This window comes from Robertmurraya siralis (assembly GCF_005502275.1).
Classification (GTDB): Bacteria; Bacillota; Bacilli; order Bacillales; family Cytobacillaceae; genus Robertmurraya; species Robertmurraya siralis.
The window spans coordinates 101,815-118,672 of sequence record NZ_SWLZ01000005.1 but is presented as its reverse complement, the minus strand read 5'-3'; the positions used below and the strand labels follow the sequence as shown (position 1 = coordinate 118,672).

17 protein-coding genes are annotated in these 16,858 nt (G+C 40.1%); 3 read left to right on the top strand and 14 right to left on the bottom strand.

Features of this window, described 5'->3' with window-relative positions; genetic code table 11:
- Window positions 1-140 precede the first annotated feature (140 nt).
- Entirely contained in the window at window positions 141-1,763 is a 1,623-nt protein-coding gene (locus FCJ93_RS09090) for an SWIM zinc finger family protein (protein WP_211344102.1), read from the top strand.
- Window positions 1,756-4,557: a DEAD/DEAH box helicase gene (locus tag FCJ93_RS09085; RefSeq protein WP_137743480.1), complete on the top strand. Its 2,802-nt coding sequence runs from the start codon at window positions 1,756-1,758 to the stop codon at window positions 4,555-4,557. Before FCJ93_RS09090 ends, FCJ93_RS09085 begins: the two co-directional genes overlap by 8 nt.
- Before the next feature lie 103 nt (window positions 4,558-4,660).
- Here FCJ93_RS09085 and FCJ93_RS09080 read toward each other — a convergent pair whose 3' ends face one another.
- Complete coding sequence (locus FCJ93_RS09080; RefSeq protein ID WP_137743479.1) at window positions 4,661-4,840, bottom strand: hypothetical protein; 180 nt, start codon at window positions 4,838-4,840, stop codon at window positions 4,661-4,663.
- On the bottom strand, window positions 4,837-5,196 hold the full coding sequence (gene ssb, locus FCJ93_RS09075) for a single-stranded DNA-binding protein (protein ID WP_095311999.1): 360 nt from the start codon (window positions 5,194-5,196) through the stop codon (window positions 4,837-4,839). The genes FCJ93_RS09080 and ssb overlap by 4 nt, the downstream gene beginning before the upstream one ends.
- Before the next feature lie 332 nt (window positions 5,197-5,528).
- On the opposite strand from ssb, the gene FCJ93_RS09070 reads away from it, so the two are divergent.
- Window positions 5,529-5,957 (top strand): YwpF-like family protein, encoded by a 429-nt coding sequence (locus tag FCJ93_RS09070; RefSeq protein WP_137743478.1) that lies wholly within the window; start codon window positions 5,529-5,531, stop codon window positions 5,955-5,957.
- Window positions 5,958-6,048: 91 nt separating this feature from the next.
- Here FCJ93_RS09070 and FCJ93_RS24960 read toward each other — a convergent pair whose 3' ends face one another.
- The 12 genes from FCJ93_RS24960 to FCJ93_RS09015 form a co-directional block, all read right to left on the bottom strand.
- Complete coding sequence (locus tag FCJ93_RS24960) at window positions 6,049-6,222, bottom strand: hypothetical protein (protein ID WP_170211270.1); 174 nt, start codon at window positions 6,220-6,222, stop codon at window positions 6,049-6,051.
- Window positions 6,222-6,620 carry a hypothetical protein gene (locus tag FCJ93_RS09065; RefSeq protein WP_095312003.1) on the bottom strand — a complete coding sequence of 133 codons (399 nt, stop codon included), beginning with the start codon at window positions 6,618-6,620 and terminating at the stop codon, window positions 6,222-6,224. The genes FCJ93_RS24960 and FCJ93_RS09065 overlap by 1 nt, the downstream gene beginning before the upstream one ends.
- Window positions 6,621-6,863: 243 nt before the next feature.
- Window positions 6,864-7,139 (bottom strand): hypothetical protein, encoded by a 276-nt coding sequence (locus tag FCJ93_RS09060; RefSeq protein ID WP_095312005.1) that lies wholly within the window; start codon window positions 7,137-7,139, stop codon window positions 6,864-6,866.
- 341 nt (window positions 7,140-7,480) lie between these two features.
- On the bottom strand, window positions 7,481-7,915 hold the full coding sequence (fabZ, locus tag FCJ93_RS09055; RefSeq protein ID WP_095312007.1) for a 3-hydroxyacyl-ACP dehydratase FabZ: 435 nt from the start codon (window positions 7,913-7,915) through the stop codon (window positions 7,481-7,483).
- A 301-nt stretch (window positions 7,916-8,216) separates the two neighbouring features.
- Window positions 8,217-8,504, bottom strand: a complete 288-nt coding sequence (locus FCJ93_RS09050) for a DNA-directed RNA polymerase subunit beta (protein WP_137743477.1) — start codon at window positions 8,502-8,504, stop codon at window positions 8,217-8,219.
- A 13-nt stretch (window positions 8,505-8,517) separates the two neighbouring features.
- Window positions 8,518-9,360, bottom strand: a complete 843-nt coding sequence (locus tag FCJ93_RS09045) for a flagellar hook-basal body protein (RefSeq protein WP_095312012.1) — start codon at window positions 9,358-9,360, stop codon at window positions 8,518-8,520.
- Between the two features lie 40 nt (window positions 9,361-9,400).
- Window positions 9,401-10,240 carry a flagellar hook-basal body protein gene (locus FCJ93_RS09040; RefSeq protein ID WP_137743476.1) on the bottom strand — a complete coding sequence of 280 codons (840 nt, stop codon included), beginning with the start codon at window positions 10,238-10,240 and terminating at the stop codon, window positions 9,401-9,403.
- 236 nt (window positions 10,241-10,476) lie between these two features.
- A complete protein-coding gene (mreB, locus tag FCJ93_RS09035) occupies window positions 10,477-11,478 on the bottom strand; it encodes a rod shape-determining protein (RefSeq protein ID WP_095312016.1) in 1,002 nt (333 codons plus the stop codon).
- 212 nt (window positions 11,479-11,690) lie between these two features.
- Window positions 11,691-11,963: a sporulation transcriptional regulator SpoIIID gene (spoIIID, locus tag FCJ93_RS09030; RefSeq protein ID WP_095312018.1), complete on the bottom strand. Its 273-nt coding sequence runs from the start codon at window positions 11,961-11,963 to the stop codon at window positions 11,691-11,693.
- Window positions 11,964-12,619: 656 nt separating this feature from the next.
- On the bottom strand, window positions 12,620-13,276 hold the full coding sequence (locus FCJ93_RS09025) for a 3'-5' exonuclease (protein WP_095312020.1): 657 nt from the start codon (window positions 13,274-13,276) through the stop codon (window positions 12,620-12,622).
- 16 nt (window positions 13,277-13,292) lie between these two features.
- Window positions 13,293-15,197, bottom strand: coding sequence for a DUF294 nucleotidyltransferase-like domain-containing protein (locus tag FCJ93_RS09020; protein ID WP_235879439.1), 1,905 nt, complete (start codon window positions 15,195-15,197; stop codon window positions 13,293-13,295).
- Window positions 15,172-16,842 carry a sodium:solute symporter family protein gene (locus tag FCJ93_RS09015; protein WP_095312022.1) on the bottom strand — a complete coding sequence of 557 codons (1,671 nt, stop codon included), beginning with the start codon at window positions 16,840-16,842 and terminating at the stop codon, window positions 15,172-15,174. The genes FCJ93_RS09020 and FCJ93_RS09015 overlap by 26 nt, the downstream gene beginning before the upstream one ends.
- Window positions 16,843-16,858 lie beyond the last annotated feature (16 nt).

Here is a 16,858-nt window from a genome sequence, read left to right as displayed (position 1 = left end):
TTAAATTTTGGTATAATATAGGAATACGTTATTTTTGCATTCTTGTTGTACACTACCCGTAAATAAAGTATAAATGATGGTATGATGTTGCCATTTCTACTGAGAAATTGATTAAAGTAATCATGTTGGGGGTGTCGATCTTGTCATCGATTCCAGATAAATATAAAGAGCTTTTGCAAGCGGCAGCAAATGATTTAAAAAGCATCCTATGGTCTGAGCGGGAGGACGATGCAAAGCTCGTTCAGAAAGGACTGCTATTATACCGACAAGGCCTCGTTTCTAAAGTTCGCCTTGAGAATGATAGCATTGTTGCCAACGTTCAAGATGTAACCCGTGTCCAAGTAGAAGTGAATCTTAATTTTTTCCAAATAAGCAGTTGTAGTTGCCCTGCTGAAGGAATTTGTCGCCATCAGCTTGCTGCCTTTTTCCAAGTCTTTTCTCAAATATCCCGCGTAACGGAATGGGTCGAGCGCTGGAGACAACCGATTCAAGAAAGAAGAACAGCTAAAACTTTAGGAATTCAGCGGGCGAAGGATTTATTGAAAACAGCCGGTTCAACAAAACCTGATTATGAACAATGGGTGGAGGCTTTTCAATCTAGCTTTTCCTCCATAATGGGAGATCCAAAAGCAACCAAGCCTTATCTCGTTACAGAATTATTTCAAGTGTATTCTCGAAAAATTCGGGCGAGTGCACCTGTTGAACAGGAATGGAAACAGCTCTATCATTTGATTGCCTCCATCCATTCCTTTCAATACCTTTTGAAGTTTAGCGAAGAACAGGATTTTGCATTAGAAGACATTATGCGCTATTACGAAAATCTGTTTTACAATTTAATAGATGATATTGAGGATTTAGTTGAAAGACTAAATGTCCATGCTCTGCCCTTTGCTTTTGACAGCTTTATGGAGAAGCTGAAGGATGATACATATTTATTGATTACAGGAGAGCCGATGTTAGAATTTGAATCTGCTCATCTTTATATCATTTTATGGACAAAGTTATTTAGAAAAAAACAGTGGCATGAAGAAGAATTGCCAAAGGTGTCTGAACTGATCCGCAAAAAAGAAACACTTCCTGGCCTAATCGCTTATATCCACCAGCATGTCATGTTAAGAAAGGACGAGAAAGCACTGCAAACATTGCAGCTCCTAAATGAGCAGGCGACGCCTTTTATGATTTACTGGTTAGAAAAATTAAGTTCAGGAAAAGAGTGGAAACGAATGGGTCTCTATGTTGACACCTTTTCTACCATGGTTAGACCTTATATTCAAACATTACATGACCATTACGCACGAATGGATTTTACAAGGGTTGCCATCAAAACAGTCGGGGCTTATGCCAAAGAGACAAAAAAGCATGATCTATATGAAAAAATATTAATTCAAGCTCTGCCTTATAGTTATCGGGGCTATGATGAATTTCTATTTGATCAAGGTCTATATGAAAAATGGTGTGATCTCCAAGGATATATCGGCTTTGACATCAGTTCCATTCCAACGGAGAAAATTCGCTTGCTCCAAAAGGAACGTCCCGATGTACTCCTTCCCCTTTATCATCAGTCCATTCAGCAGCATATTGAGATGAAAAACCGGGGAAATTATCGTGAAGCTGTAAAACAACTGAAGAAATTAAGAACCTTGTATAAGAAGTTAAAGCGCCCTGATGATTTCCAGCATTTTTTGGAGCTTCTCTTAGATAAAACAAAGCGACTCCGGGCCTTTCACCAAGAGTGCGAAAGGGGAAAATTAACCCATGCTTAAAACGAATGCCTTAACAATATTGATTGAGCCCGTCGAAAATGGCAAATTCTTTCTAACGGTTCAAAGTGAAGATGAACTTCTCCCGCCCTCTGAATGGAAAGGACTTTTATTCAACCGGCATGAAGAAAGCTATTACGGCACGTTAATTGAAAATGGGGCAAGCGGTGTAACAGTTGATGGCTGGCAATTGGTGACTCTATTGGCCAAGGAACAATTCAATCGGCTGATTGACTGGGATTGGGATGAATGTGGGCAAATTTGTTTAGCTGCTGCCCAGCCTTTATACGATTCCATTCAAGAAAAAGATTGGTTTCCTGATTTTGAGGCGCTTGCAACAAATGAGTTCAAATGGAAGCTCCCTGAGAGGGTGATCAAGGAATTCGCCCCCTCCTTTTGGGAACAATCTATTGGAAATCAACCATTGCAAGCATTCATATCCAATTGGTTCAACGCTTCGTTAAATACTTTTTTTGAAAAAAATCGCGAATGGAAGACAAAGGTTGGTGACAAGCTTAATGCTCTACGAACTCAAGCAGTTTCTCCTCAAGCATTGTCTGCCTATTTCGATGAAGAAACTTGGAGTGAGTGGATTGGTCTGAAAGAAAACAACTGTCCTTTTACGATCGGGCTGCGTTTAGAAGAGCCTGCTGATATCGATGGAACTTGGGATTTGCAAATTTTTTTACGCGGAAAAGAGAAGCAAGACTATATCGTCGATGCTCGGGACGAAACCAATATGCCGAAAAACTGGCTCCATTTTCTTGATCAGGTTGAACGGGAAGAAGAAAGATGGAGTAAGCTTTTTCCGATGCTAAAAGGAAGAAAAGGAATTGTAAAAGAGCTTACAGAAGATGAAGCATGGATGTTTTTAACAGAAGCAAGTGAGATTCTCCTTGCCATTGGCGTAGAAATATTACTTCCGTCATGGTGGCAAGCGATGAAAAACGCCAGCATGAAAGTGAAAGCAAGGCTAAAAGGAACGTCCAATAACCGTCCTTCATTTGTTGGGCTGCAAGCAATGCTTGATTATAATTGGCGCTTTTCCATGAACGGCATTGAGCTTTCGGAAGAGGAGTTTAATCACCTCGTGGAGGAAAAACGTCGCCTCGTAAAAATTCGCGGCCGCTGGATTAAGCTCGACCATCGTTTTATTCATCAGATTCAAGATTTAATGAAACGGGCTGAAAAAGAAGGCTTGCATGTCCGTGATTTAATTGAGCAGGAGCTCCTTGTCGATGGATCGGAAAGAGAAGCTTCTGAAGATGATAAGGCTTTTGCCCGAGTTCAAATTGAATTGAATCGTCAGTGGAAGCAAATGATTAAACAGCTTCGCGACATTCATTCCATTCCTATCGCACCGGTTCCCTCCGGCTTTGAAGGTGAATTGCGTCCATATCAAACATTAGGGATGAGCTGGCTTCTATTTTTGCGAAAATATGGCTTCGGCGCTTGTTTAGCCGATGATATGGGGCTCGGAAAAACGATCCAGCTTATTTCCTATCTGCTCGCCGTAAAGGCGCATGAAGGTAACGGATCTGCACTTATCATTTGTCCGACGTCGGTGTTGGGGAATTGGCAGAAAGAAGTGGAGAAATTTGCTCCCGGTTTAACTGTGCATTTGCATTATGGGCCTGCGAGGCTTAAGGATGAAGCCTTTATCGAAGCAGCAAACCGCGCTGATATCGTCCTTACCTCTTACGGCTTAACCCACCTCGATTTGCCCCAATTCGAGAAAGTGCAGTGGAGCACGATCGCCATTGATGAGGCGCAAAATATTAAAAATGCTCATACAAAACAGTCGAGAGCCGTTCGTCAGCTTAAAGGGAAACATCATATTGCCCTTACTGGTACACCAATGGAAAATCGGCTTACGGAGCTTTGGTCGATTTTTGATTTTACGAATCACGGTTACCTTGGAAGCCTAAATCAGTTCCAAAGAAACTATGTTGTCCCAATTGAAAAAGAGGATGAAAAAGGAAAAATTGAAGAACTGCAAACTTTAATTCGGCCGTTTTTATTGCGAAGAACGAAGAAGGATGAGGAGGTCGCTCTCAATTTACCTGATAAGCAGGAGCAAAAGGAGTACTGTCCGTTAACAGCGGAGCAAGCATCTCTGTATGAGCAGCTTGTCCAAGATACCTTTGCCCAAATTGAGGCGTTGACAGGTTTTGAACGAAAGGGCTTAATTCTCCAACTATTAGGGCGACTAAAGCAACTTTGCAATCACCCTGCCCTTTACTTAAAAGAAGAAAAACCAAAGGATGTTCTCGAACGCTCGCTTAAAATGGAGAAGCTTGCTGAGCTAATTGAGGCCGTTCTCGAGCAAGGCGAAAGCTGTTTAATTTTCACCCAATATATTGAAATGGGGGAAATGATCCGAACATTACTGAAAGAAAAGTTTGCCGTTGAGGCACCTTTCTTGAACGGAAGCATCCCAAAAGGAAAGCGTGATGAATTAATTTCGCGCTTCCAAAACCGTGAATTTCCGATTTTTATTTTGTCCTTAAAGGCCGGAGGAACTGGCCTAAATTTAACAGCAGCCAATCATGTCATCCACTATGATCGCTGGTGGAATCCTGCTGTTGAAAATCAAGCAACAGACCGCGCTTATCGAATCGGCCAAAAGCGCTTTGTCCACGTCCACAAATTTATTAGCACAGGCACACTCGAGGAAAAAATCGATGCCATGCTTGAAAAAAAGCAGTCATTAAACGATCAAATCATCCAAAGCGACAGTTGGATCACTGAGCTTTCTACCGACGAGCTCCATGATTTGATTCATTTGTCGTCCTAAAATAAATACGGCGGGTTTTCCCGCCGTAAAAATGAGGGTGCATGAGGATTTGATTGATTCTCTCTAGTGCGGATTTATGGGGGATAAAAATCAGTTTTCGGAATTAGGAAATAAAGGTTTTTTTCTCCTTTTCTCCCTGAGAGGATTCTTCTAAGAGGATGCGTTCTAGTTGAAGGACACGTTTGTGAAGATGTTCTGCTCTTTCGTTCGATTTTCCAACCATCATAATCAGACGTTCAAGTAAAATTTCCAGGCTTTTTTCCCGGCTCACCATCTCGTTCAAGTCTGTAACACCTCTTTTTCCACGTTGGCCACTTGATTTCTTTTACCCTCAAGAAATCTAACGGATTCTGCAATAACCTCCGTGACATATTTGCGACCATCCTCGCTTTCATAAGTTCGCGTCTGTATTCTTCCCATGAGTCCAATCAAAGTCCCCTTTTTGCAATAAAGGGAAAGATTTTCAGCATTTTTACGCCAAATGGTACATTGAACAAAGTCAGCATCGATTTCCCCTTTTTGATTGCGATAGTTGCGATTGACTGCAAGGATAATATTAACGACTGAATTGCCTTCTGTAGTTACCCTCAACTCCGGATCCTTTGTTAGCCTCCCAACTAGTGTTACTTGGTTAATCATGTTCTCAACTCCTTTCATCTGTAATGTCCACATTATAATGAAAGTTTTTAGGTAGGTAAAATAAGGAAAAATACAACTTTCGATAGAACTTTGGGGTAAAATGTTATTTTTCCATTAAAAACGGCCTTGAAGTTGACCATTTCCGTGAAAAATAACAAGAAAAAGGAAAGTATCGACTTTCGACAAGAATCGATCGACACTATTCGACACATTAAATTTGCCATATTTACCGCTTACTTCATCGCTACTTTGCAAAATTTGCCAAAGGAGACATGCGCATAAAATGGGCTGTATGTTATAATTTTTTAAGGAGCTTTGATTGGAGGGTAAAGATGAAGACGTTTAAGTTGATCTCGCTGCAGCTCGTAAAGAAAGAAGAATGGTATGATGTCCCGTTGGTTGATGGATTGATTATTAATAAGGAAGATGATCATCATTCATGGCTCATAGAAGGATATGTAGACAAATCCTTTTATGATATATTTCATGAAGCGAGCAAAGAAGAAAAAGAACTATTGGTACAGGTCGTCATTTCGAAAAAGGAAAACGAACCTGCCCCTTTTAAAGTAAAAATTCGTTCATTGCAGACCTTTGACAACCACATCAGTGTACTCCTCGAAGGAACCTTGAAAAGATCAAAGAATCAGTATGCCGAGCTACTCTTGGATAGTCTCATTCAAAGAGGTTTGTCTGGTGATGAGCTTATGAATGAGTTTCGAAATGGCATGGTGCGCAAACCGAGATTCAATCAAACAAAATAAGTTTTAGCGTTTCTCAGCTTACAAAAGGACAGGGGCGTCTGTCCTTATTTTTATTTAAACAAAAAAGAGGTGGGTTTTATCCCGACCTCCTTTAATGTAGATATTCCGTTTGAAAAATTTCAACATCTTCTTTAATCTTCAGCTCTAATTGCTGGATAATATAGTCTATGTCTTGTTGTGTATAGTTATAATTGGGAAGTTCTACTCCATAGATTTGGTGGTACATTAAAGAAGCCAATGTTAGCTTTTTCTCACTAGCAGGCATTAGTTGTTCTGCTTTTTTTTTAACAATTCCTTATACTTTTCAATGACATATTTTGCTTCTGTCTTACAAGAATAGTCGAATTCTTCTCCCCATTCCTTCTGTAAACTTTCAATCTCAGCCATTTGTTCCTTTGTTGGTGCTTCGGACAATATTTTATCAATCGTTTCATTGATTTTTTCGGCTAATTGCTCATGGAATGCTGGATCATTTTTCACTTCGTCGCTAATCTTATCATACCAAGATGAACTTCCAGTGATATAGTGTTTCCATTCCTGTACAAATTTTTCAATATTAAATTTTTCTTCGTTCCAGCCAATATCATTCATATATTTTTCAAAAGAAGTGGTAATGGAACGCGTAATACTTATCTTAATGCCAGGTGAAAATTCTTTAAACATCTAGTAAAAGTACCTCCCAAGATTTATCTAAACCGGATTTGATTAAGCTCATCAATACATAAAAAAGCTTTTTATCCATTGATGAATTTAATCCTTACTTTTTCCACTGTATCACAATTGACATAAAACGACAAAATTTTTTATAACTCCAATATTAAATATTAACATATGTTAGTAAATAACACAAAGATTACTGCTAAAAGGTGATGGAAAAAGGACAGGCATTACCCTGTCCTTTTCTCATTATCTATCCTGATTATCTTTATCTCTTACGTCGCGATCATCTTCCATGATTTCTTCATCTGGAGTGTTGTTGTCTTCCACAACATCGCCATCGTTATTTGTGTTGACATCATTATTCCTAGTTCCATTATCATTTGTGATATTGTCATCTACTTGATCTTCCATGTTTCCGCCATTCTCTGGCGGTGGGTCCTGATTGTTATTATTGGCACAGCCAGCAAAGACGAATACAGATAATAGAGCACAACTAAGAAGTGCTAAAAGCTTTTTCTTCATAAGTAAAAGCCCCTTTCAAATTTTTTGGATTTTGACCTCAAATACGGTCTGATGTTAACATGCCCAAAAATTAGAAAAAACTTGCATCTTATGAGAAAATTTTCTCGATTGTGCATCGAATACCAGAAAAAGTAGTAAAATCGCAACGAATTTGCCCGTTAGAGCCTTTTGTTTGAAGAATTGTAATGATTTTATCCTTTTACAGACAAATTTTCCGGTACATTCGGCATATGCTTAAAATTCGTAAATATGTTTTTACTATTTCGGTCTTTGTTTCATTTTATCGGTCTTTATCAAATTATATCGGTCTTAAAATAAATATATCGGTCTTTACGCAAAAATTATTCCTGTTTCGCCCCGAGGGCAAACATAATCTCCGCTTCGACCGCCAGTTCTCCATCAACCGTTGCCGTCGCCTTTCCTTTACCAAAAGAACCACGAAGCCGCGTCATTTCTACCTCCAAACGAAGCTGATCACCCGGCTTTACTTGGCGTTTAATCCGACAATTATCAATTCCCGTAAAGAAGGCAAGACGTCCTTTGTTCTCCTCCATCTTCAAAACGGCGACTGCTCCAACCTGAGCTAACGCCTCCACGATAAGTACCCCTGGCATAACGGGATAGTCGGGAAAATGCCCATTAAAAAATTCCTCATTTGCCGTGACATTTTTAATTCCTACCGCCCTTTTCCCTTCTTCAATTTCAATGATTTTATCAACAAGCAAAAAAGGATAACGATGAGGGATTATTTCTTTAATTTCATTAATATCAAGCATTTTATTAGTACCTCCTACTAATACTAGGTTTTATATTTATTGTATGGGAACTAGTCTATGAAAGCAAGTGTTAACTTGCCACGTAAAAATTAGACCTAGCCTTCGATAATTTGCCTTATTCGAGGCAGCTTGTATCAAGTCTCATACTAGTTTGTAACAGCACAATTAATGAAAGAATGCCTTTAAATTTGGCATCATATAAGAAAAATACCACAGGATTAAGTTCTGTGGTATTTTTCCTATATGCGTCAGTTTCATACAATGAGTCAAAAAAGCCAGCAATATGCCGGCCTTAAATGGTTTATTCGTGCTCAATCAAATCAATAATATGTGTCCATGTTGACTTTTGAAAAATGTCCGTTGCTTTTCCTTCGCCAATGACACTATAACCAAACATCGCTCCAAGAATAACACATACCACTAATGATAAGGCGATTATAAGAAGTCTAAGCCACAGCGGAATAAGGCGAATGCGAATTCTTCTTCGCTTTCCTCCACTGTTTGCTTCTGCTTTTACTTTTTCCTTCTTTTCTTGCCTTACCTGTTCTCTTGTTTCTGCTACCTTTTGGTTACTATTGTTTAACGACATGTTCTTTCTCCTTCTAACGAATTCCGTTCACAAGCCCCATCATCTGATCTGCAATGCTAACGGATCTGGATTGGAATTGATAGGCACGCTGAGTGTTAATCAGATCGGTCATTTCCTTAGCCATATCGACGTTAGATGACTCTAATGCACCTTGTTGAATCCCAATTTCAGTTCGTAGTGGTCCTACTAAGTCAGTGAGAATGTCATCGATTCCAACATTCAGTTGATCAAAGTTTGTCGGGAGACCATATAAGTTATTACCCTTAGCAATCAAGAATTGCGGCTTGTCTACCTGCACCACTCCAAGATTGAACACTTGCGGCAGACCGTTATTCATCGTAACCGTCATTTGCCCCATGCTATCAATGGTAAAATCTTTTGCATCCGCATTTATATAAATGGGATTATTATTTTCATCGACAATCGAATGTCCATCTGCTGTAACTAATGCAAGTTCATTTTCACTGATTGGCGATAAATAAAATGCTCCATTGCGAGTGTATTGTATCTCTGCTCCCGCATCAGTTTGGACTAACACCTTGTACAATTGACCTTCTTTTGTCAAAGCCGTATCAAGAAAACGGTCTGAAGGCTTAATATTCCCCTGCGTCATGACCAATTGTATTTGAGCAAGCTTGGCACCCGTTCCTTGACGAATCCCATTTGGAGTCAGACGGTTCACCTCGGCTTGAGCCCTTCTCTGGTTGTTAAACTGCTGATAAATCAACTCGGTAAAAGTCGCTTCTCTCCTTTTATATCCGTTCGTATCAATGTTGGCCATGTTATGAGAGATAACGTCCATTTGTTTTTGTAATTGTGCCAATGTGTTCGTTGCTGTTATCATTGTGCGATTCATATGTTTGCCTCCCCTCTTCCTACATTTCTTTTAAGGATTGTTAGCCAATTCGGCCGACTTCGTTCGCTGCTTTTTCCATGCTTTTATCATAAGCTTGCAGCACCTTCTGATTAGCCTCAAATGCCCGGTATGCTGTTAACATATCGGTCATCGTCCGACTAACATCAACGTTGGAAGCCTCAAGAAAGCCTTGCTGAATAGAAAACTCTGTACCTGCCACTCCTCTAACATCAACAAGCGCTGCCCCCGCTTCATTGCGCAGAAGGCCATCGCCTTCCTTGACCATTTGAAAAGGATCTGCAGAATAACCGATCCCTAAAAGGGCTGTTTCGCCGGCCGCTCCTTGAACGAGACCATTAGCATCAACTGTAAAATCTTCACTTGAAAGTTGAATTCGATTTCCTGCCACATCAAGGACATAATTACCGCTTGCAGTCGTTAAGTAGCCTTGTCCATCCAATGTAAAATCGCCATTTCTTGTGTAGCGAGTTTCTCCCGCTGCATTTTGTACGGTAAAAAAGATCGAACCAGCATACCCTGTTTCTTCATTTTGCGGCATCACGATATCGAGTAAGGCAAGATCCGTTTTTTGTCCCGTTTCGCGCAAGTCACCTTGAATAAACTTTGGCATCACCTCTTGCATATAGACGCCTGTATTAATCGATCCTACTACATTGCTCCCCGGAAGGTTCAATCCTCTTTCAGTTGGAATTCTCTCCTTATCAAAACGCTGCAACAGCATCTCTGGAAAAGCACGCAGCGATGATTGATCCGCTTTAAATCCCGGAGTATTGGCATTTGCCATATTATTCGTCAACATTTCTGTCCGTCTTTGCTGAGTCAACATTCCTGATGCAACCGTATAAAAACCTCTAAACATTCGATTCACCTCTTATGTAAGGTCGTTTCCTTCGCAATCTTCGTCTGCACTATCATAAATTCATTCATCTTCTATTATAAAAAAAATTCGGCGAATAAACATTAAAATTTTGTTGAAAAAAGGCAAAAATACGAAAATGGTGACAAGTACCAGTTCTTCCACTGATTCTCATCACCACGTTGGATAGGCGATAGAGTTAGTTAGCTTCTAACTCTGGAAGCCCCCGTTATTTTCGACTATGCAAAGCGGTAACCTTTGATCTTGTCGATATTGTCAAGCATAATTCCCGTTCCGACAGCAACGCAATCCATCGGATTCTCCGCTACTAGAACTGGAACTTTTAACTCCTCTGCTAGCAATAAGTCAAAACCATGCAGAAGTGCGCCTCCACCTGTTAGGATCACACCACGGTCGATAATATCAGCCGAAAGTTCAGGAGGTGTTCTCTCGAGAACGCTTTTTGCCGCTTGTACAATGACAGACACAGATTCACGTAAAGCAAGTTCAATTTCCTCGGAATTAACTGAAATCGTTCTTGGCAATCCTGATACCATATCACGACCACGAATCTCCATTGATTCGTTTCGTGCTCCAGGGAAGACCGTACCGATTTGAATTTTAATGTTTTCAGCAGTACGCTCTCCAATTAAAAGCTTGTATTCACGTTTGATATACTGAAGAATTTCACTATCAAATTTATCTCCAGCCATTTTAATAGAAGAAGACGTGACAATATCACCCATGGACAGTACAGCTATATCTGTTGTACCTCCACCGATATCTACGACCATATTTCCACTTGGTTGAAAAATATCCATTCCAGCACCGATCGCCGCCACTTTTGGCTCTTCTTCTAAATAAACTTTCTTTCCACCGCTTTTTTCCGCTGCCTCTTTTATTGCCTTTTGTTCAACGCTTGTAATGTTTGTTGGACAGCAAATTAAAATGCGCGGCTTCGAAAGGAAACCTTTCACATTAAGCTTGTTAATAAAGTGTTTAAGCATGGCCTCCGTCACATCAAAATCGGCAATAACTCCATCCTTTAATGGACGAATCGCAACAATATTGCCCGGGGTACGCCCGACCATACGTCTTGCTTCCTCACCAACTGCCAAAACTTTATTATTGTTCTTATCAATTGCTACCACTGATGGCTCATTTAAAACAATACCTTTCCCTTTTACGTGAATCAATACATTCGCTGTTCCTAAATCAATTCCAATATCCCTAGCAAGCATTCCCAAAAATCCTCCTTGAAAAAATGATCCATATCTATTTCTAAATGCACTTAAATCACTAATTCTCCTGATGTTACTACTTTTTTTAATGTAGTCTACCCTAATTTTCAATTCTACCATATTTGACTAAAATATCGTAGTAATTTGTCAAATTTTGAGGGATTTTTAATTTATTTGTCATTATTCCAAGGAATTGTTGAAAAAGGAGCCTTTTATTTGATGGGTTCGCTTTCTAGCTCTTCCTTCTTATACTTCAATTTTGTTGCTTCTCCACCGCGTAAATGGCGAATAGATTTATGATAATCTAAAATTTCTTTCACTTCATTTGCAAGCTCTGGGTTTATTTCAGGTAGCCTTTCTGTTAAATCCTTATGGACTGTACTTTTGGATACGCCAAACTCTTTCGCAATTACGCGAACCGTTTTTTTCGTCTCCACGATATACTTTCCAATCTTGATAGTTCTCTCTTTGATGTAATCGTGCACACCACTCGCCCTCCCTAAATTGGATGTGAGAAGTGTGAAATGAGACTCGCTTTCTCGCTTCATTAAGTACTGCTTCTCCGCATCCTGTAAAAAGGATGCGTCAGAAAGCCATTAGCCCTCTGGTTATCAGGAAATATACATGACCCCAACTATATATCCAATTTTCATTCTCAAACGATTGCTCACCTCAAACACTCTCTTTGTAAGGTTTGTAACAGTTTATTAGCTTGGATAACGGAATATGCACGAAAACCGCAATAGGGACAAGATATATGATATTTTTTTTGAAAAATTTGATAACATCATGAACAAAAGCGCGGGGAGCCTTCGAAACCATTAAAATTCAAAATGTTCCTGCACTGATTATTCAAAGTTGTTTTCCTACGTGTCATCAACGTACAACCCTTGAAAGAGTCGATTAAGGAAACTAGAATTCTTCTCGTAGGTTGTAAAATCCAAGGACGAACGTTCAGGATTTGGCTGCTTAAAGCTAGGTGTAGATAAAAAATTCTCTTCAACAAATGAATTTTTATAATTTCTGAGAAGATAAAAAAATCCAGCTCAATTACTGAGCTAGACCATATGCAAACAAATACGCAAGCTGTTACGGTCCTGCTTAACAAGACTTTATCCATGCATTTTGCATGGACAAAGTGTTAAACCTCCTCCATTTTCTTCGTTACATCCATCAATTCACCCCATGTATCATAACCACGTTGCTTAAATTGCCAGAGTAGTTCAACGAAGAGGTACGCTGTCGTTAACGCATCGCCTAATGCTGTATGCCGCTCGTAAATCCTTGTACCAAAAATTCTCGCGTACCGTTCTAAATCCCTCATATCATATGAGGGAGCGATAAATCCAATTAAATCAAGAGTATCAATGGTATATAAATGTTTTAAATTAAATTTTTCTCTTTTTAATTCGGTTTTTAACACAAGAGCATCAAAACTAATATAATGTCCGATAAGACAAACCGTCTCTTCCGATTCGACAAAGTCGAAAAAGCGTTCTATTGCTTGTAATGCGGTTGGCGCATTCTTTACTTTTTCGTCTGTTATCGACGTTAACTCCGTTATTTCCCGAGAAATTTGTCGCTTCGGATTCACATATGTTTGAAAAACTTTATCCTCACGAACATTAAAACCTTCAATCATCACTGCCCCTATCTCAATTAATCTGTCTCCCGAGGATACGAGAAAACCTGTCGTCTCCGTGTCGAAGACAATATATTTTAAGCTTTCTAACGGAGACGCTAATGGAATATCACGATAGATTAAAGGGCAGGAAATATTTCTTCGTTGAAAAAACATATATCCTCCTTGATTATTAAAGCGAAAAATGATTGAAAACAAGAGTTTGCAACTCTTTTAATGTTTTAAGACTTAAAATCAATTCCTTCTTCTCTCGTGAAGATAATTTTGCAAATTGGAGAACAGAAGTTAATTCCTCGCCGTTTTTCACTTGTTCCCAACGCTGCTTCACATATAAGGACAGAACATGGTTTGCCGCTTCCTTTAAATCACGAGAGAAGCTTTGAGAAATGACGCCTCTTTCTGTCAACTTCACCATTTTTTCAAAGGAGGTTCCTGATGGGCTTCCATGTAATAAAACAAGAATTTGCAAGCTGTGGTGATAAGGAAACAGGACTGACCTTTTTATATCAAGTTGCTTTCTTTCTATCCGAAATAGAACTCGAAATGGCTGCTCAAGAGTGGAAATAGGATGTTCTCTTTCAACTTGTGCCAACCGATAGAGAAAGATTTTCGCTTTTTCCAGCAAATTGATCATCATTTTTTCAAATTGACGGTGAAGTTCTCTATTACCTTCTATGAAACGATAGGAAAAAAAGTTTTGCGCAAGCAGCAAATTATCGCGAGTAGATTGCAAACTCCATGTCCGTAGCCGTTCTTCCCAATCAGCAATTCTTCCTCTCCATTGTGCCTCACTGCACATCATCAATCCTTGGCAACGGGCATAACCGGCCTTTTCCATATAGAGTGTAATTTCCATTCCTAATAATTGGTAATACTCATCTTCATCCCCTTCATAAACAAGGAAATGATCCTGATCAGTTAAAATAAATTGCTCGCCGCGGCCACTGCTTCCCATTTGATAAAAGGCAAAGTTGCCTTTCGCCTTATAGCCTTTCTTCTCAAGCGTTTTGATTGCCAGTTCAATAAGGCGAATGACTAAGCGATCATATAGCTTTGTGACAATATCTAAAGTTCGTTGAATAGGAATCTTCTCTCTTAAAAGAATATCCAATACAGCATAAATAGCATTTTTTATATGACTTATATTGGATTCATCTGCTTCAGTAATTTGTTTAATTGTCTTCATGACACTTTCGTTTTCTTTTCGCAGTAAATCAGACAAGGTGACAATCCCAACGACCTCGTCATCCTCTATAACCGGTAAATGCTTCACTCCCTTTAAAAGGATGAGCGAAAGGGCATCATCATAATATGCTGTTTTTGCTATCGTAATTGGCTCCTTCGTCATTATCTCAGCGACTTCCTCAGTTAAAGCCACTCCCTCTGCCACTACTCGTGCCACAATATCTCTTTCTGTAATAATCCCCCTTAGTTTTTTGCCATCCATCACAAGAATGGAACTCGTCTTTTCTACATCCATCTTTTTAGCTGCTGCTGCAATCGTTATTTTCGAGGGAACTGCGATGACTCGCTCCGTCATCACATCCTGAACTCTGGCCATGTATGAGTGATGTTCATCGCGAGCCTGCGCTGTTTTGATTTGTTCAGCCAATGATGCGTACACATCACGCAAACGAACCGCAACCTGTGTCAATAAATAATCGCGGACATAAGAATCTTCCCACCTTCGCGCAATCACAGTGAAAGGAATATGCAGTGCTTTTACATCACTGAGCGCACGAACCTCGACGGTCACCTCCTCCTTCATTGGCCGAGGAACACCTAGAAAATCAGCTAAGCTCGAAAAACCGATCAACTCACCTTTTTGAACAATCTCCAAAACCTCATGTTCAGCATTGAGTTCGTTTTCAATATAGACCTCTACCGTTCCTTCTAAAATTAATATTAACCCCTCCCGATGTCGATCCTTGCGGAGGAGGATCCTTTCCTTCTCATAAATCTTATATGAACAATCCTCAATAAGGGAAAGGGCTGTGCCAACCTCCACCCCTTGAAAAAAGGGGTGGAATTGCACAGCCTCAAGCAACTCCTTAGCCTTGTTTTGGTTCTCCATCATGCATCCAAACCTCGCCATCTTTATAGACCATCTGCTCCGGATAACGTAAATTGATTACTTCATCCTGTAGCTTTTGCGCTGGTGCTTCAGTTGATAAAGAAACAATAATATTGGCTAAAAATCCGGCTGCTGCTCCAAAGACCCCAGCACCTGTATCAATGATTCCTAGAATCGTAAAACCTCCATATTTAGCAGCAAAAATATAGCTTAAGGTTACCGCTAATCCAATTAATAGACCGGCAATAACTCCTTTCGTGTTGGAACGTTTCCACCAAACTCCAAGAACAAGTGCCGGGAAGAAGGTTCCGGACGCAATCGCAAATGCCCATGCGACAATTTGGGTTATCACTCCTGGCGGATCTAAAGCGATAAATCCTGCCAATAACGTGGCGATAACGATTGACCAACGGGCAACTAATAAACGGTTTTTCTCAGTTGCTTGTGGCTTCCATACACGATAGTATATATCGTGAGCGAAGGAAGAGGATAGCGAAATCATCAATCCACCGGCCGTTGAAAGGGCAGCCGCCATTGCGCCAGCAGCTACAAGGCCGATGACAAACGCTCCTAAGTTGGCAATTTCCGGAGTCGCCATTACGACAATATCATTGGAAATAATAAGTTCGCTCCATTGCAAGATACCATCACCATTCGTGTCAGCCACTTGAAGCATTCCTGTATCCACCCAGGATTTTGTCCATGCTGGAAGCTGACTAATTTGGCTTCCTGCCACCTGTGTCATTAAAATAAAACGGGAGAAAGCCGCGTAAGCAGGTGCCGATAAATAAAGAAGACCTATAAACAGCAATGCCCAAGCTCCTGACCAGCGAGCCGCTTTCATTGTAGAAACCGTGTAGAATCGAACTATTACATGTGGCAACCCAGCAGTACCTGCCATTAACGTAAACATTAACGCAAGAAACTGCCACTTTGTTCCATTCGTGAATGGAGCAAAATATTCAGAGATACCAAGCTCTCGATCCAGCTCTCCTAATTTGCTAATAACTTCCCCGTATGATATCCATGGAATGGGATTTCCCGTAATTTGCAGTGCCATAAATATGACTGGAATTAAATAGGCAATAATCAAAATGAGATACTGGGCCACCTGCGTCCATGTGATTCCTTTCATTCCTCCAAAAGCTGCGTAAAAAGCAATGAGTACAACCCCGATCATCGTACCAATTTTTGCGTCAATTTCAAAAAGACGACCAATCACAACACCTGATCCTGAAAGCTGTCCGATTGAGTACGTAAAACTGATAATGATGGTACACACCGCCGCGATCACACGAGCAGTATGACTGTCATACCGATCACCAATAAATTCCGGCACTGTGTACCGACCATATTTCCGTAACTGAGGTGCTAATAAAAATGTGAGAAATAAATATCCTCCGGTCCAACCCATAATATAGGCTAAACCATCATATCCTAGAATCATCACCGTTCCAGCCATTCCGATAAAGGAAGCGGCGCTCATCCAGTCAGCACCGATCGCCATCCCATTGAATATCGGTGGAACGCCACGTCCTGCTACATAAAATTCAGATGTCTCCTTAGCCGTATTATAGAGTGCAATTCCAATATATAATGCAAACGTTGCTAGAATAATCGCTAATGAGATAATGAATTGTCCATCCAAATGAATTCCCCCCATA

What these genes read in the sequence shown, in the direction of transcription:
- FCJ93_RS09025 (WP_095312020.1), bottom strand. Translation starts at nt 13,276, where the DNA reads ATGTTTTTTCAACGAAGAAATATTTCCTGCCCTTTAATCTATCGTGAT.
- FCJ93_RS09050 (WP_137743477.1), bottom strand. Translation starts at nt 8,504, where the DNA reads ATGTCGTTAAACAATAGTAACCAAAAGGTAGCAGAAACAAGAGAACAG.
- FCJ93_RS09070 (WP_137743478.1), top strand. Translation starts at nt 5,529, where the DNA reads ATGAAGACGTTTAAGTTGATCTCGCTGCAGCTCGTAAAGAAAGAAGAA.
- FCJ93_RS24960 (WP_170211270.1), bottom strand. Translation starts at nt 6,222, where the DNA reads ATGCCTGCTAGTGAGAAAAAGCTAACATTGGCTTCTTTAATGTACCAC.
- mreB (WP_095312016.1), bottom strand. Translation starts at nt 11,478, where the DNA reads ATGCTTGCTAGGGATATTGGAATTGATTTAGGAACAGCGAATGTATTG.
- FCJ93_RS09045 (WP_095312012.1), bottom strand. Translation starts at nt 9,360, where the DNA reads ATGAATCGCACAATGATAACAGCAACGAACACATTGGCACAATTACAA.
- ssb (WP_095311999.1), bottom strand. Translation starts at nt 5,196, where the DNA reads ATGATTAACCAAGTAACACTAGTTGGGAGGCTAACAAAGGATCCGGAG.
- FCJ93_RS09085 (WP_137743480.1), top strand. Translation starts at nt 1,756, where the DNA reads ATGCTTAAAACGAATGCCTTAACAATATTGATTGAGCCCGTCGAAAAT.
- FCJ93_RS09020 (WP_235879439.1), bottom strand. Translation starts at nt 15,197, where the DNA reads ATGATGGAGAACCAAAACAAGGCTAAGGAGTTGCTTGAGGCTGTGCAA.
- fabZ (WP_095312007.1), bottom strand. Translation starts at nt 7,915, where the DNA reads ATGCTTGATATTAATGAAATTAAAGAAATAATCCCTCATCGTTATCCT.
- FCJ93_RS09060 (WP_095312005.1), bottom strand. Translation starts at nt 7,139, where the DNA reads ATGAAGAAAAAGCTTTTAGCACTTCTTAGTTGTGCTCTATTATCTGTA.
- FCJ93_RS09040 (WP_137743476.1), bottom strand. Translation starts at nt 10,240, where the DNA reads ATGTTTAGAGGTTTTTATACGGTTGCATCAGGAATGTTGACTCAGCAA.
- FCJ93_RS09065 (WP_095312003.1), bottom strand. Translation starts at nt 6,620, where the DNA reads ATGTTTAAAGAATTTTCACCTGGCATTAAGATAAGTATTACGCGTTCC.